General features: G+C 47.1%; 13 protein-coding genes. All 13 read left to right on the top strand.

Translation table 11 applies throughout. The features are described from left to right. The first annotated feature begins 58 nt into the window (after positions 1–58). The 13 genes from der to BMY75_RS09995 all read left to right on the top strand — a co-directional run bounded on the left by der (position 59) and on the right by BMY75_RS09995 (position 15,489). The gene (gene der, locus BMY75_RS10055; protein WP_074833371.1) at positions 59–1,390 is read left to right on the top strand and encodes a ribosome biogenesis GTPase Der; all 1,332 of its coding nucleotides are present in this window, start codon (positions 59–61) and stop codon (positions 1,388–1,390) included. Positions 1,391–1,412: 22 nt separating this feature from the next. Further along, positions 1,413–2,081, top strand: coding sequence for a glycerol-3-phosphate 1-O-acyltransferase PlsY (gene plsY / locus BMY75_RS10050; RefSeq protein ID WP_074833369.1), 669 nt, complete (start codon positions 1,413–1,415; stop codon positions 2,079–2,081). A 114-nt stretch (positions 2,082–2,195) separates the two neighbouring features. Continuing rightward, on the top strand, positions 2,196–3,200 hold the full coding sequence (locus BMY75_RS10045; protein WP_074833366.1) for an NAD(P)H-dependent glycerol-3-phosphate dehydrogenase: 1,005 nt from the start codon (positions 2,196–2,198) through the stop codon (positions 3,198–3,200). A 12-nt stretch (positions 3,201–3,212) separates the two neighbouring features. Beyond that, positions 3,213–3,608 (top strand): secondary thiamine-phosphate synthase enzyme YjbQ, encoded by a 396-nt coding sequence (locus BMY75_RS10040; RefSeq protein ID WP_074833363.1) that lies wholly within the window; start codon positions 3,213–3,215, stop codon positions 3,606–3,608. Between the two features lie 174 nt (positions 3,609–3,782). Continuing rightward, the gene (pyrH, locus tag BMY75_RS10035) at positions 3,783–4,493 is read left to right on the top strand and encodes a UMP kinase (RefSeq protein WP_074833361.1); all 711 of its coding nucleotides are present in this window, start codon (positions 3,783–3,785) and stop codon (positions 4,491–4,493) included. 21 nt (positions 4,494–4,514) lie between these two features. Beyond that, the gene (gene frr / locus BMY75_RS10030) at positions 4,515–5,069 is read left to right on the top strand and encodes a ribosome recycling factor (protein WP_013498773.1); all 555 of its coding nucleotides are present in this window, start codon (positions 4,515–4,517) and stop codon (positions 5,067–5,069) included. An 8-nt stretch (positions 5,070–5,077) separates the two neighbouring features. Then, positions 5,078–5,806 (top strand): isoprenyl transferase, encoded by a 729-nt coding sequence (locus BMY75_RS10025; protein WP_074833358.1) that lies wholly within the window; start codon positions 5,078–5,080, stop codon positions 5,804–5,806. Positions 5,807–5,811: 5 nt separating this feature from the next. Next, positions 5,812–6,708, top strand: coding sequence for a phosphatidate cytidylyltransferase (locus BMY75_RS10020; RefSeq protein ID WP_074833355.1), 897 nt, complete (start codon positions 5,812–5,814; stop codon positions 6,706–6,708). A 62-nt stretch (positions 6,709–6,770) separates the two neighbouring features. Then, the gene (dxr, locus tag BMY75_RS10015; protein WP_074833352.1) at positions 6,771–7,925 is read left to right on the top strand and encodes a 1-deoxy-D-xylulose-5-phosphate reductoisomerase; all 1,155 of its coding nucleotides are present in this window, start codon (positions 6,771–6,773) and stop codon (positions 7,923–7,925) included. Further along, positions 7,925–8,980 (top strand): M50 family metallopeptidase, encoded by a 1,056-nt coding sequence (locus tag BMY75_RS10010; RefSeq protein ID WP_074833349.1) that lies wholly within the window; start codon positions 7,925–7,927, stop codon positions 8,978–8,980. Before dxr ends, BMY75_RS10010 begins: the two co-directional genes overlap by 1 nt. Position 8,981: 1 nt before the next feature. After that, a complete protein-coding gene (locus tag BMY75_RS10005) occupies positions 8,982–9,917 on the top strand; it encodes an ADP-ribosylglycohydrolase family protein (RefSeq protein WP_074833346.1) in 936 nt (311 codons plus the stop codon). A 17-nt stretch (positions 9,918–9,934) separates the two neighbouring features. Further along, positions 9,935–10,972 (top strand): flavodoxin-dependent (E)-4-hydroxy-3-methylbut-2-enyl-diphosphate synthase, encoded by a 1,038-nt coding sequence (ispG, locus tag BMY75_RS10000; RefSeq protein ID WP_074833344.1) that lies wholly within the window; start codon positions 9,935–9,937, stop codon positions 10,970–10,972. 17 nt (positions 10,973–10,989) lie between these two features. After that, complete coding sequence (locus tag BMY75_RS09995; RefSeq protein ID WP_074833342.1) at positions 10,990–15,489, top strand: PolC-type DNA polymerase III; 4,500 nt, start codon at positions 10,990–10,992, stop codon at positions 15,487–15,489. Positions 15,490–15,627 lie beyond the last annotated feature (138 nt).

Genomic DNA, 15,627 nt, shown 5'->3' with positions numbered 1-15,627 from the left:
AAGATATGTTATAATATATTAGATATGCGTTTTGTTATAAAGGAAGGGGAGGATATTAATGGTTCTGCCTGTTGTTGCAGTGGTCGGAAGACCAAACGTGGGCAAATCCACGCTTTTCAATAAACTTATAGGTCAGCGGCTTTCAATAGTCGAGGATACCCCCGGTGTCACAAGAGACCGTATCTACGGTAAATGTGAGTGGCTTGGAAGAGAATTCATGCTGGTTGATACCGGCGGTATCGAGCCTGAATCCAATGATATCATTCTTTCTCAGATGAGAAGACAGTCTGAGTTGGCTATTACCTCGGCTAATGTTATAATACTCGTTACCGATATCAAGAGCGGTGTTACTTCCACAGATATGGAAGTTGCTCAGATGCTTCTTAAATCAGGCAAGCCTGTTGTGCTTTGCGTAAATAAGGTGGATAACGTTGGCGAGCCCCCTATGGAGCTTTATGAGTTCTATAATCTGGGTCTTGGTGAGCCTTTCCCTGTATCGTCGGTGCATGGTCACGGCACAGGCGATATGCTTGACGAAGTGTTGAAATATCTGCCCGATGTAACCGAAGAGGAAGACGATGAAGAGACTGTTAAGGTCGCAGTCATCGGTAAGCCTAATGTGGGCAAATCCTCATTGATTAACCGTATCTGCGGTGAGGAGCGTGTTATCGTATCCGATATTGCAGGCACTACCCGCGATGCTACAGATACTGATATCGAAAATGAGTTCGGTAAATTCGTATTCATCGATACCGCGGGCATAAGACGTAAATCCAAGGTGCTGGAATCTGTGGAGAAGTATTCGGTACTGAGAGCTTATATGGCTGTTGATAGAGCCGACGTTGCAGTTATCGTCATTGATGCCACCGTAGGCTTTACCGAGCAGGACAGCAAGGTGGCAGGCTACGCTCATGAAAAGGGCAAGGCTTGCGTTGTTGCTGTGAATAAGTGGGATGCCCTAGAAAAAGACGGCAAGACCATGAACGAATTCCGCAAAAAGCTTGAGGACGATTTCAGCTTCATGAGCTATGTGCCTTTTGTATTCGTTTCTGCAAAGACAGGTCTGCGTATCGACAAGCTGTTTGAGATGATACGCTACGTCAAGGAGAAGAACTCCATACGTATCGCAACAGGTAAGCTTAACGAAGTTCTTGCCTATGCAACTCAGCGTGTTCAGCCCCCCTCTGATAAGGGCAGACGTCTGAAGATATACTACATGACACAGGTATCCACCAATCCGCCCTCCTTTGTGTTCTTCGTTAACAGGGCAGAGCTTTTCCATTTTTCCTATCAGCGTTACATTGAAAACCAGATCCGTGAGACTTTCTCTCTGGACGGCACGCCAATAGTTTTCAAGATAAGAGAACGTGACAGGGATGACGTTAAATGACCGACAGGAGCTATATTGACATATGAAAGATGTATTGGCTATATTATTTACAGTTGTATTCTCGTACCTGTTTGGCAGCCTGAATTCTGCCATAATCGTTTGCAGATTATGGAAAAAACAGGATATCCGCGATTACGGAAGCAAAAACGCAGGTCTGACCAATGTTCTGCGTGTTTACGGCAAAGGTCCCGCACTGGCTACACTTCTCTGCGATCTTGCCAAGGGTGTTATCGCTGTGGTCGTATGCCGCCTGCTTGTGCATAAGGCAATGGGCGTGGAATTTTTCGGCGATCCCCATTTCATCGGATATCTTGCAGGTCTGTTCGTAATGCTGGGACACTGCTTCCCTGTATTTTACGGATTCCACGGCGGAAAGGGTGTTCTGCTGGCGGCAACTACTCTTCTCGCCATTGACCCCCTGACTTGTCTGTGTGCCCTTGTGGTATTTGCGGCACTGCTGGCAGTAACAAAGTACGTATCGGTAGGTTCCATATTTGCTTCAATAGCTTACCCGACCTTCACTTTCATTCTACAGAATTTCGTCTACAAGGATAATTACGCAGTTATCCCAAATACTGTTATGGGCGTGCTGATATGCATTCTGATAATCTCACTTCACCATGCCAATATCAAGAGACTTCTTAACGGCACCGAAAACAAATTCGGTCAGAAAAAGAAAGCGGATAGCTGAGCAAAAATTCTTTTTATCAACACAGGATTTTCACTGATATGGGATATAATGGCTTCAACATGATCCCAATGATCTATAATTTCAGAATATTTTCACAAACGGGAGGTATGAATAATGGCAAATATCACAATACTCGGTTCAGGCGGATTTGGTCTTTCTCTTGCTATAATGTGCGATAATGCAGGACATGATGTAACTGTATGGAGCAAATTTCAGGACGAGATAGACACTATAAACAGGACAGGCGAGCTTAAAAGCAAGCTTCCCGGAGTACTTGTAAACAAGTCCATCAAGCTTACTACGGATATTTCTGCGGCAAAGGGAAAGGATATGGTCATTATCGGCATACCCTCAAACTTTGTAAGAAGTGTCTGTGAGGAAGCCGCGCCTTATATTGACAAGAATACTATAATCGTGAACACTGCGAAAGGTCTTGAAGCGGGAAGCCTTAAAACCATGACACAGGTGGAAAAGGAATGCTTCCCCGAGAATACCATAGCTGTTCTCACAGGTCCTTCCCACGCTGAGGAAGTTGCACGTGGCATACCCACCACAGTCTGCACCGCCTGCGAGGATACCGAAGCGGCATACTTCATTCAGCAGACCCTTTCAAACAATACCTTCCGCGTATACGTGAATGACGATGTTATCGGCTGCGAGATAGGCGGTTCGCTGAAAAACGTAATCGCGCTGGCTGCGGGTGTATGCGATGGCTTGGGCATGGGCGATAACACCAAGGCAGCTCTTATGACCAGAGGCATTCGTGAGATAGCAAGGCTTGGCTTAGCACTGGGTGCTAAGACTGAAACCTTCGCAGGACTCAGCGGTATAGGCGACCTTATCGTAACCTGCTGTTCAATGCACAGCCGTAACAGACGCGCAGGCATACTCATTGGTCAGGGCGTTGACCCTGCCGAAGCAGTAAGACAGGTAGGCACGGTAGAAGGTTATACCTGCACCAGGAACGCTTATGCTCTTGCCAAGAAAATGGGTATCGAGATGCCAATTACCGAAGAACTTGCAAAGGTCCTCTTTGAAGGCTCGCCCGTTGGAGACAGCATTAAGAAGCTCATGGGCAGACCTTCCAAAAACGAGACCGAGAGCCAGTTCCTTAACTGACGGAGGTGCATCATGCTCAAAAAGTATAATATCAAGACCGATAAAGAGGGACTTTACAATATAACCAGCTATGTAAGACAGACTCTGAACGAATCCGGAGTTGAAAGCGGTATCGCAGTGATATTCTGTCCCCATACCACTACGGCTATCACCATAAACGAGAATGCCGACCCCGATGTGCAGACAGATCTGCTGTTCGCACTGGATAAGACCTATCCCGACAGACCTCAGTTCAGGCACATGGAAGGCAATTCCGCGGCACATCTCAAATCAAGCTGTGTGGGCGCTTCCGAAACTGTTATAATCGAGGACGGCACACTGCTGCTGGGTACATGGCAGGGTATTTATTTCGCTGAATTTGACGGTCCTAGGACAAGAAGCTTTTATGTAAAGATCGTCAAGGGATAAAACTTGATAACTATTTGATAAATTGATGATACTTAACTGCGGAGAAACGCGAAATTTCTCCGCAGTTTTTTCTAATAAATTTGTGAAAACCCTTTACAAGAGACGAAAAATATAGTATAATTTTATTGTGAGTAATTACGCGCTTTGCGTAAATGTTTTTAAGGAGTGTTATTTATGGGTGCTAAATATAAGCGTATCCTCCTCAAGCTGAGCGGCGAGGCTCTTGCGGGAGATAAGAAGATAGGTCTTGATTATGATATAATCAATTCCTTTGGCAAGAGCATAAAAAAAGTCGTAGATGCAGGCGTTGAGGTCGGCATAGTTGTCGGCGGAGGAAATTTCTGGAGAGGACGTTCCAGCGGTGCTATGGACAGAACCAGAGCAGACCATATCGGTATGCTTGCCACTGCTATGAATGCCCTTGCAGTTGCGGACGGTCTTGAGAACTGCGGCATGGAAGTCAGAGTTCAGACCGCTATTTCTATGCCTCAGGTAGCTGAACCCTATATCAGGAACAAGGCTATGCGTCACTTTGAAAAGGGCAGAGTTTGCATCTTCGGCTGCGGAACAGGTAACCCCTTCTTCTCAACCGATACTGCTGCTGCACTGAGAGCTGCCGAGATAGAAGCTGATATATTCCTGAAGGCTACTATGGTTGACGGCGTTTATGATAAGGATCCCCATAAGTACAGCGATGCTGTCAAGTATGATTCACTGACATTCAGCGAGGTTCTGGAAAAGGGGCTTCAGGTAATGGATTCTACCGCTGCTGCACTTTGCAAGGATAATAACATTCCCGTACTGGTCTTTGATCTTGCAAGACCCGATAATATTTTTGATGCCGTTATGGGCGAAAATGTAGGCACACTGGTATCAGCTGAATAATAAAAGAAAGGAAGATATGTTATGCAGGAAATAAAAAATAAAGCTAAGGAAAAAATGGAGAAGTCGGTAAACGTTATGCTTTCCGATTTTGCTGCAATAAGAGCGGGCAGAGCTAATCCCGCAGTTCTCGATAAGGTTAAGGTTGACTACTATGGTTCTCCCACACCTGTAAACCAGATGGCTGCTGTATCTGTTGCTGAGGCAAGAATACTGGTCATCACTCCCTGGGATAAGAGCACTCTCAAGTCCATTGAAAAGGCTATACAGGCTTCCGATATCGGTATCAATCCCCAGAATGACGGTCAGACTATCAGACTGATATTCCCTCAGCTGACTGAGGACAGACGTAAGGAGATCGTTAAGGATGTCAAGAAGGGCGGCGAGGATACCAAGGTAGCTGTACGTTCCATCAGACGTGATGCTATCGAAAAGATCAAGGCTAAGAAGAAGAATAACGAGATCACCGAGGATGAGCAGAAGGACGGCGAGGAAGCTATCCAGAAGATCACCGATAAGTTCATCAAGGAGATCGACGGTCACGTAGCTGAGAAGGAAAAAGAGATCCTCTCTATTTAAGGTGACGAATGGCTAGGAAAATAAGCTGTCTTGGTGATAATATCATACCCCCCGCACACGTGGGCGTTATCATGGACGGTAACGGCAGATGGGCGAAAAAACGCGGTCTGCCCAGAAAGTTCGGACACCGCGAGGGTGCGAAGAATTTCCGTTCCATAACCAAGCACGCAAAAGCGGTGGGTATCGATTATATCACGTTCTATGCGTTCTCTACGGAGAACTGGAAGCGTCCCAAAGAAGAAGTGGACGCGATAATGGATCTTTTTGAAAAATACCTTGATGAAGTTGAAGACTTCATCGAGGAGAATATCCGTATAAGGTTCATAGGTGACAGGTCGCAGCTGAAGCCATCGCTTCAGGCTAAAATGCGCCACACTGAGGAGACTTCCAAGGATTTTGATGCCATGACCCTCGTGCTTGCCATAAATTACGGCGGCAGAGACGAGATATGTCACAGCGTAAAGACCCTTGCTGAGCAGGTAAAGCGCGGCGAACTGGAACCACAGGATATCACCGAGGATATGATCGAACGCAACCTTTATACCGAGGAGATCCCTCCGCTTGACCTTGTAATAAGACCCAGCGGTGAGCAGAGGCTGTCCAACTTTATGATATGGCAGGCAGCCTATGCCGAATTTTACTATACAAATATTCTCTGGCCTGATTTTCGCGTAAATGATTTTGACAAGGCTATCCTTGATTTTTGCGAAAGAAACAGAAGATTCGGAGGAATTTAACTAATATGTCCACACGAATAATCTCTGCTGCGGTGGCGCTGGTTGCGGCCATCGTCCTCGTAGCTCTGCATTCAACGATTTTGATAAACCTTGCGGTCGGTGCACTTTCTGTAATGGCTGTGTACGAAGTATTCAAGGCAGTAGGCTATGATAAATACAAGATTCAGAATATCGCCTGCATGGCTTTTGCAGGTATCGATGCTTTAGTTCCGTTTTTCATGTACAGGCTGAATACCCTTTATTTTTTCAGCTACAGGCTCTATCTTGGTATTTTTGTCCTGCTGATGTGCATACTGTATCTTAGGGATCATAAGACCCTCAAGTATACAGATTTCTTTGGAATGACAGGTATAACCGTACTGCTGAGCTATTCCTTCGGTACGCTGATAAAGCTGGCACAGGATAACAGTCTCGTTTATCAGGTAGCTGCTGATTCAAGGGGAAAGGCACAGGTCTACCTGATAGTAATATCTCTTGCGGCGGCATGGCTGGCTGACAGCGGCGCGTATTTCGTCGGAACTTTCTTCAACAAGACCGGCAGAGAAGTACATCACCCGTGGCCTGAGATCAGTCCTAACAAGACGCTTGAAGGTCTTGTTGGCGGTGTTGTTACCAACGGACTGATACTTGTTATCACAAGCCTGATCTTTGATCTGGTGAACCCTGCTTTCAAGGTACGCTATATCTTTGTTTTCTGTGCAGGAATGGCTGCTGCTCTTATCGGTTTGGTGGGCGACCTTACAGCTTCGATGATAAAGCGTCAGACAGGAATAAAGGACTACGGAAAGATAATGCCCGGTCACGGCGGTGTTATGGACAGGTTCGACAGCGCTCTGCTAGTAGTACCGTTCATATGCTATCTTGCATCACAGGGACTGCTTATCGTAGGTACAAATACATAACGCTCAAGGGGCAGGTCTGAATGGCTTACCCCTTTTGAACGTTTTTTACAGAGGTCTTTTTTATGAAAACTATCAGTATTTTAGGTTCGACAGGTTCCATAGGCACACAGGCATTAGAGGTTTGTGAGGAGCATAACATAAAGGTAAAAGCTCTGGCAGCACATTCAAATGCAAAACTTCTGGCTGAACAGGTGGTCAAGTTCGGTGCGGAGTATGCCTGCATTTTTGATGAGAACAAGCTTGATGAGCTGAAAAGCTGTCTTTCCAGCAGGAAAGTAACACTGCTGACAGGTATGGAGGGTCTTAAGTCCATTGCTTCACTTGACAGTGTGGATATCATGCTGAATTCAGTTGTTGGCATGGTGGGACTTGTACCTACCCTCACAGCGATAGAGCATGGCACAGATATCGCTCTTGCAAACAAGGAAACTCTAGTTGCGGGCGGCAAACTGGTCATAAACGCCGCAAAGGAGAAGGGCGTGAATATCTATCCCGTGGACAGCGAACATTCGGCGATTTTCCAGGCAACTCAGGGAAACAGCATGAACCGTGTCAAAGGGATAATACTTACTGCCTCGGGTGGACCTTTCTTCGGCAAGACCGTAGATGACCTCCGCAATGTTACCGTTGAACAGGCGCTGAATCACCCCAACTGGTCAATGGGCAGCAAAATAACTATTGATTCCGCTACCCTCATGAACAAGGGTCTTGAATTTATCGAGGCTATGTGGCTTTTCGATCTCAGCCCCGAGCAGATAGAGATCGTCGTTCACCGTGAGAGCGTTATACACTCCGCTGTTGAGTTTGAGGATAATTCCGTCATCGCACAGCTAGGTGTTCCCGATATGAAAATACCGATACAGTACGCTTTGCTTTATCCCAACAGGGTACACTGTGACGTAAAGCATCTGTCCTTGACGGATTACGGCAAGCTGACATTTTCAAAGCCCGATTACGATACATTCAAATGCCTTACCGCCTGCATAAAAGCAGTTACTGCCGGCGGGATACTTCCTGCGGCGGTGAATGGTGCTAATGAACAGGCAGTAGCCGCATTCCTGTCGGGCAAGATAAGCTTCCTGGGCATAGGCGAGCTTGTGGAAGAAGTGCTTACTAACACACAGAATAAAGAGATAAACAATGTGGATGATATCCTTGAAGCTGACAGGACTGCAAGGGAATACGTGGCAAAGAGAATACTAGAAAGGCGATTTTAATGAGTATAGTCATAGCAGTAATAATTTTCAGTCTTATTATAACTATCCATGAATTTGGACACTTCATCGCTGCTAAAGCAAACGGTGTAAAGGTGAATGAATTCGCTATAGGCATGGGACCGGCTATTTTCAAAAAGAAAAAAGGCGAGACCCTTTATGCCATTAGGATATTCCCCGTAGGCGGATATTGCGCCATGGAAGGTGAAAATACCGACAGTGCCGACGGCAGAGCTTTCTGCCAGAAAGCGGTATGGAGACGTATGATAATCGTTGTGGCAGGCGTTTTCATGAATATGATCCTTGGTCTTATACTGCTGATGGTTCAGACGGGTATAAGCGATGCCATCGTAACTACAACGATCTCCAAGTTTGAAGAAGGCGCTGTCAGCCAGAAGACAGGACTTAAAGAGGACGACAAGATAATCGCTATAAACGGCATGAGGATCTTCACCTCCACCGATATGTCCTACAAATTCAGCACCGACGATGACGGCGTATACGATATGGTGGTCGAAAGAAACGGCGAGCGTGTCAGCCTGAAAGATGTCCAGCTTGCCACCTCTGTGGACGAGGAAGGGAATATGAGTATCCACTACGATTTCTGGGTAAAGCCCCAGAAAGTCACCGCAGGTTCTGTGGTAACTCAGGCTTTTAAGCAGACAGCCACCGATGCAAGGCTGATATATATTTCCATAGCCGATCTTGTCAGAGGTAAGTTTTCCCTGAAAGATATGAGCGGTCCTGTTGGTATCGTTGATTCCATCGGCGATGTGATCGAGAGTGAGCGCGATGAGGAAACAGGCAAGATCGACTGGAAGAGCCTGACAGATACTATTCTCTATCTTTCCTCTTTCATAACGATAAATGTGGGCGTGTTCAATCTTTTGCCCCTGCCCGCACTTGACGGCGGACGTTTCATCTTCCTGATAGTTGAAGCTATCCGCAGAAAGCCTGTCCCCCCGGAAAAAGAGGGTCTGGTGCATACTATTGGTCTTGCGGCACTGCTTCTGCTGATGGTGGTAATAACTGTGAGTGATATTACAAAGCTGGTATGATATGAAAGATGTTAACAAGCTAAAAGGCGGGATCTACGGTCTGCTTGTGGGCGACGCTCTGGGTGTGCCTTATGAATTTCACCCCGCGGCTGATATCCCGCCTACTGACATGATAGATATGCAGCCTCCCGCGGGATTTTCAAGAGCCCATATGGGTGTACCGCCTGCCACATGGTCTGATGACGGTGCGCAGGCTTTGTGTCTGCTTCACAGCCTTGTTGAGGTAGGTCGTTTCGACCTGAAAAACTTCTCGGATAAAGTTCTCGCATGGTATGATTATGGTCTGTGGGCTGTTGATAACAATGTGTTTGATGTTGGCATACAGACAAGTATGGCACTTGATGCATACAGAAGCGGTATGGCTCCCGAAAAATGCGGTCTTATCCGACCGGACGGCAAGGGCAACGGCGCACTTATGAGAGTTCTCCCACTTGCGCTGTGGCACGAGGGCACCAACGAGGAGCTTGTTGAGGACGCTCACGCTCAGTGCCCTATAACTCACGGCAATATCACGAACCTTGTGTGCTGTGGGCTGTATGTGCTTATAGCAGGATATCTTCTTGATGGTCTTAGCTTCGATGATGCGCTTTCTTCTGCGGTTGCTGAACTACGCCGCATTTATTCGGATAAGCCTGATTTTATCGAAGAATTTGAATTCAGGCTATGTCCCGATGAACCCGATATATGGCGCGGCAACGGCGGCGGATACGTTGTGGATTCGCTGAGAAGTGCCGTTATGATAATGAAAAGAGCATCAAGCTATGAGGACGCCGTAAAACAGGCAATAGCTCTCGGTGATGATACCGATACAACTGCCTGTATCACAGGCGGTCTTGCGGGTATAGTTTTTGGCTATGAGGGTATTCCCGCAAAATGGCTTGAAGAACTCCGCGGCAGAAGTCAGGTAGACGAACTGCTGGCTAAATGGATAAAGTGAATAAAGGGGAATTTTATATGAGAAACGTTGATCCCGTCAAGGTCGGCGGACTTACGCTTGACGGCAAGCATATTTATATACAATCCATGCTGAATGTGCCTTCCACCGATATCGAAGGCTCTGTGGCACAGGCGGAAAGCCTTGAAAAAGCGGGCTGTGAGATAGTCCGTGCGGCAATACCAAACATGGATGCCGTAGCCCTTATCCCTGCGATAAAGGAGAAAATAAACATACCTCTGGTGGCTGATATACATTTCGACTATAAGCTCGCCCTTGCGGCGGCTGATGCGGGTATCGACAAGATACGAATAAATCCCGGCAATATCGGCGATATGGAAAAGGTCAGGGCAGTCGTGAAGAAATGCACCGAAAAGCATATCCCCATAAGGATAGGCGTTAACGGCGGTTCACTCGAAAAGGACATTCTTGCGAAATACGGTTCTCCCTGCGCTGATGCTCTTGTGGAAAGCGCAATGGGTCATGTGAAGATACTTGAACAGTGCGATTTCGGAGATATCGTTATCTCGCTGAAATCTTCTAACGTGAATATTATGATCGAAGCTTACAGAAAGCTTGCCGCACTTTGCAGTTATCCTCTGCATCTCGGTGTTACCGAGGCAGGTACTGAGCGCATGGGTATCATAAAGTCTTCCATCGGCATAGGTTCTCTGTTAGTTGACGGCATAGGCGAGACCATCAGGGTATCCCTGACGGATTCCCCCGAAAAGGAGATATATGCCGCTAAGGATATCCTCAAAGCCATCGGCAGAGGAAGCGGAGTTCAGATAGTTTCATGTCCCACCTGCGGAAGAACAAGGATCGACCTTATAGGTCTTGCCAAGCAGGTGGAAGAGCTTACACGAAATGTGGAAAAGGATATAAAAGTCGCAGTTATGGGCTGCGTTGTCAACGGCATAGGCGAAGCAGGAGAAGCTGATATAGGTATCGCGGGCGGTGACGGCAAGGCTGTCATCTTTGCCCACGGCGAAAAGCTGTATACAGTTTCCGAGGACAAGGCTTTGCAGGCGTTGATGGATGAGATAGAGAAGTTATAAGATAGGACGGTTTTCAAATGGCTACACATACGATCGGTGAATATTTTGATGAATATACAGATTCCATATCCCAGGACATAGCCGAGGGCAAGATACTCAGGCTGGTGTTTTCCGAAGATATGAATGATCTGGAATGCGTGGCATCATTTGAAAATACTGTCACCTTTGATTCAACATCACAGTTTGAACAGCGCATGAGAAATGCCCTGAACTGTGGTTTTTCACTGCGTCCCCGCTTTACACCCGATAAGCTGAGTGCTGAATATTTCGGTGAACTTTGCAAGTTCATGAAGAGCCGTTTCCCTTTTGTGAACGGCTTTCTTGACGATGCAGAGTCTACCTTTGACGGCAAGGTCTTCACCGTTACCTTAAAGCACGGCGGACTTGAGCTGATGAAAAAGGCAGGTATCTACACTGTATTTTCAAGGCTTGTTACCGAACTTTTCTCCACCTCAGCCGAGATTTCTTTCGAGGGCGTGCTGACTAATGATATGGAGCAGTACGAGCAGGCTCAGAGAGAGTTCTTTGAGTCCATGCCCATGCCCGATATCAAGGCATACGAAGAAAAAGCAGTTGCCGCCAAGAACAACAGCGGCGGTTCAGGTGATGCAGCTCCCGAGTTCAGAACTATCGATGTTGATTTCACCAGTCTTCATCTCCTTGGCGAGGGCGCTACCGTCCTTAAAGGCGGTCCTATCCAGTCCGAGAGCCGTGTTCACAGTATGGCAAGTCTGCCCAACGATGCGGCATCACTGGAGCATTTCAACGATGTTGTCACCGTATGGGGCGATATATTCCAGATTGAGACCAAAGAGACCAAAAACGGCAGCCTTATCGCTATGGTATATTTTACCGATTATTCCTCTTCCTGCATGATGAAGATGATAGGCTCGTCCAAAAAGGGCAAGTTTATAAAGCTTACAAAAGATACTCTTGAAGCCATGCTGGGCAAGATGAAAAAGGGTTCTACCATCATCGCCCGCGGCAGGATAGAAGAGGACGACTTCGACCATAACATCTATTTCATGGCTGATGATATTATGCTGGTGGGCAGAGAAAAGGAAAAGGACACCGCCGAGCAGAAGCGTGTCGAGCTCCACTGCCATACCAATATGTCCATGATGGACGCTCTTGCAGCGCCCGAAAAGCTTGTCGCTAAGGCGGCGGGATGGGGTCACAGAGCTCTTGCCATAACCGACCACGGCGTTGTTCAGGGATTCCCCGCGGCGGGCACAAAGTGCCTTGACATACGCAAGGGCGGTCAGGAATTCAAGATAATCTATGGTGTAGAGGCTTACGAGGTCAACAACGATGCAAGGGTGTTTGCAGGTGTTGACAGGCGAGAACTCACCGATGAGATAATCTGTTTCGACCTTGAAACCACAGGCACTAACCCCAAGGATGACAAGATAATCGAGATAGGCGCGGTAAAGATCAGAAATCTGGAGATAGTCGATAAGTTCGATATGCTTGTTGACCCCGAAATTCCCCTTACCGAGTTTATTTCAAACCTGACAAATATCACCGATGATATGCTGAAAGGTCAGGCTGATATAAGAACAGCTATCGAAGCTTTTATTGCTTTCTGCGGAGATTCACCCTGCCTAGTGGCACACAATGCGCCTTTCGATACAGGCTTTATCAGGAGCAACTGCGAAAAGCTAGGCATAGATTTCAAGTTTTCCAGCATCGATACAGTGCCTATGTCACAGCTGATGCTCCCTCAGCTTGAAAGACACAAGCTGAACTACGTTGCTGAACATTTCGGCTTCGGCGATTTTCAGCATCACCGCGGCTGTGATGATGCCGAAGTACTGGGTCATATATTAATCGAACTCAGCAAGATGCTGATGGCTCAGTATCCTCTTGTGCTGATAACTGTTGATATGCTCAACGGTCTTCTGGGCGAACTGGACAGCGTCACAGAAACCAAGGACGTTTTCCACCAGATAATACTTGTAAGGAACAATATCGGTCTTAAAAATCTTTATAAACTGATATCCGATTCCAACCTCAAATACTTCAAGCGCCGCCCTCGTATACCCAAAAGCGAGCTTACAAAGCTTCGTGAGGGACTTATAATCGGAAGTGCCTGCGAGAGGGGAGAGGTCATTCAGGCTTACCTTGAAAACAAGCCCTATGAATACATAAAGCAGATAGCAAGCTTTTACGACTATCTGGAGATACAGCCCGACGGCAACAATATGTTCATGCTGACGGCTGAAAAACCTCCCTATGACAGGATAAAAAACGTCGAGGACGTTAAGGATATAAATCGTTTCATCGTCCGCCTTGGCGAAGATCTTGGCATACCTGTATGCGCTACAGGCGACGTTCATTTTCTCAATAAAGAGGACGCTAAGTTCAGAGCCATAATACAGGCTTCCATGGGCTTTTCCGACTGCGACAATCAGGCACCCCTGTATCTGAAATCTACGACACAGATGCTTGATGAGCTTTCATATCTCGGCGAAGACAAGGCTTATGAAGTCGTTGTCACAAACACAAACAACGTGGCTGATATGATAGACCCCGACCTGAAGGCTTTCCCAAACGGCACATACACACCTTTCATTGAGGGTGCTGTGTATGAGCTCCAGATTATCTGCTGGCGAAAAGCCTGCGAGCTTTACGGCGACTGCGACCCCATGTCCATAGAAGTCCCCGAGGGCGAGGACGTTGACGTGTCTGCCTATTTCGAGGAGCACGTTCATCCGCTGGTCTTCAAGCGCCTTAAACGTGAGCTGGACTCCATCATAAAGCACGGATTCTCAGTGCTGTACATGATATCCCAGAAGCTGGTTGCTTATTCCAACGACTGCGGCTATCAGGTTGGTTCCCGTGGTTCCGTTGGTTCCTCATTCGTTGCTTCCATGTCGGGAATTTCCGAGGTCAATCCTCTTGAACCCCACTACATCTGCCGCAAGTGCCATTATTCCGAGTTCTTTGAAAACGGTGAATACGGCTCAGGCTTCGACCTGCCACCAAAGGACTGCCCCAACTGCGGTATCCCCATGCACCGTGACGGTCATAAGATACCCTTTGAAACATTCCTTGGTTTCGACGGCGATAAAGCCCCTGATATCGACCTTAACTTCTCGGGCGACTGTCAGGGCAAGGTACATAAGTATACCGAAGAACTTTTCGGTCAGGATCACGTGTTCAAGGCGGGTACTATCGGTACCGTAGCGGACAAGACTGCCTACGGCTACGTTAAAAAGTATCTGGACGAACGCGGAAAGACCGCCAATAATGCCGAGATACAGCGTCTTGTAAACGGCTGTGTAGATGTCAAGCGAACTACCTCACAGCATCCCGGAGGAATGGTTGTTATCCCCGGTGACTACGAGGTTTATGACTTCACACCTGTTCAGCACCCCGCTGATAAGGTGGATTCTGACATGGTCACCACCCACTTCGACTTCCATTCACTTCATGATACCATACTGAAGCTTGACGAACTCGGACACGATGTTCCTACCATGTATAAGTATCTTGAAGATTTTACCAATATGGATATCAACGAATGCCCCATGTCGGACCCCGCTGTATATTCTCTATTCACATCCCCTGATTCTCTGGGCGTTACCGCTGAGGATATCAAGTGCGAAACAGGCACCCTTGGTATACCCGAGATGGGTACGCCTTTCGTAAGAGGAATGCTGCTTGAATCCAAGCCTAAGAACTTCTCCGACCTTTTGCAGATATCCGGTCTTTCTCACGGTACGGACGTTTGGCTGGGCAACGCACAGGAGCTCATCAAAAACGGCACCTGCGATATATCCAACGTTATCGGTACACGTGACAGTATTATGGTTTACCTGCTGGAACACCATCTTGAACCGAAGCTTGCCTTCAAGATAATGGAGATCACCCGTAAGGGTAAAGCGCCAAAGCTCCTGACCGAAGAGATGAAGCAGGACATGAGAGCCCATGATGTCCCCGAGTGGTACATCGACAGCTGTCTCAAGATCAAGTATATGTTCCCGAAGGCTCACGCTGCGGCATATGTTACTGCTGCTATCAGACTTTGCTGGTTCAAGGTGCATGAACCCCTTGCATTCTATGCAACATACTTCACCGTCCGCGGCGAGGACTTTGATGCTGAGACCACACTCAAAGGCATATATATGGTGCGTGACAAGATCGACAGGCTCAGCAATATGTCAAAGGACGAACGTTCCGGCAAGGACAGCGGCGTGCTGGATATGCTTATGCTGACCAATGAGATGATGTCCCGCGGATACGAATTTCTGCCCATAGACATCAACAAATCTCATGCCTATATCTACCAGATAGAAGACGGCAAGATAAGACTGCCATTCGTTGCCATAAACGGTGTAGGTCTCAATGCGGCACTGGCTATATACGAAAAGGCTAAGAAGAATGACTTTATTTCAATAGAGGAATTCCAGATGAACAGCGGTATTTCCAAGACTGTAATCGAAGCACTTGAAAACATCGGCGCATTTGGCGATCTTCCCAAGTCCAGCCAGATATCGCTTTTCAATTTCTAAAGGTTACAGTTCTGCTCTCTGCTATGCATAGGGCAGACTTGCCATATATTAAGGACGCATCACCCCGCAAAAAAAGTCGGAATTTGCGTTCATACATAATTTACAAATTAATTTCTTGCATATTTGCACAAATCGGTT

Source organism: Hominimerdicola alba (assembly GCF_900109655.1).
GTDB classification, from domain to species: domain Bacteria; phylum Bacillota; class Clostridia; order Oscillospirales; family Ruminococcaceae; genus Hominimerdicola; species Hominimerdicola alba_B.
Note: the sequence above shows the minus strand (reverse complement) of the source record. Positions and strands in the feature narration are given on the sequence as shown.

What these genes read in the sequence shown, in the direction of transcription:
- dxr (WP_074833352.1), top strand. Translation starts at nt 6,771, where the DNA reads ATGAAAACTATCAGTATTTTAGGTTCGACAGGTTCCATAGGCACACAG.
- ispG (WP_074833344.1), top strand. Translation starts at nt 9,935, where the DNA reads ATGAGAAACGTTGATCCCGTCAAGGTCGGCGGACTTACGCTTGACGGC.
- BMY75_RS09995 (WP_074833342.1), top strand. Translation starts at nt 10,990, where the DNA reads ATGGCTACACATACGATCGGTGAATATTTTGATGAATATACAGATTCC.
- BMY75_RS10005 (WP_074833346.1), top strand. Translation starts at nt 8,982, where the DNA reads ATGAAAGATGTTAACAAGCTAAAAGGCGGGATCTACGGTCTGCTTGTG.
- frr (WP_013498773.1), top strand. Translation starts at nt 4,515, where the DNA reads ATGCAGGAAATAAAAAATAAAGCTAAGGAAAAAATGGAGAAGTCGGTA.
- BMY75_RS10045 (WP_074833366.1), top strand. Translation starts at nt 2,196, where the DNA reads ATGGCAAATATCACAATACTCGGTTCAGGCGGATTTGGTCTTTCTCTT.
- pyrH (WP_074833361.1), top strand. Translation starts at nt 3,783, where the DNA reads ATGGGTGCTAAATATAAGCGTATCCTCCTCAAGCTGAGCGGCGAGGCT.
- BMY75_RS10020 (WP_074833355.1), top strand. Translation starts at nt 5,812, where the DNA reads ATGTCCACACGAATAATCTCTGCTGCGGTGGCGCTGGTTGCGGCCATC.
- BMY75_RS10040 (WP_074833363.1), top strand. Translation starts at nt 3,213, where the DNA reads ATGCTCAAAAAGTATAATATCAAGACCGATAAAGAGGGACTTTACAAT.
- BMY75_RS10025 (WP_074833358.1), top strand. Translation starts at nt 5,078, where the DNA reads ATGGCTAGGAAAATAAGCTGTCTTGGTGATAATATCATACCCCCCGCA.
- der (WP_074833371.1), top strand. Translation starts at nt 59, where the DNA reads ATGGTTCTGCCTGTTGTTGCAGTGGTCGGAAGACCAAACGTGGGCAAA.
- plsY (WP_074833369.1), top strand. Translation starts at nt 1,413, where the DNA reads ATGAAAGATGTATTGGCTATATTATTTACAGTTGTATTCTCGTACCTG.
- BMY75_RS10010 (WP_074833349.1), top strand. Translation starts at nt 7,925, where the DNA reads ATGAGTATAGTCATAGCAGTAATAATTTTCAGTCTTATTATAACTATC.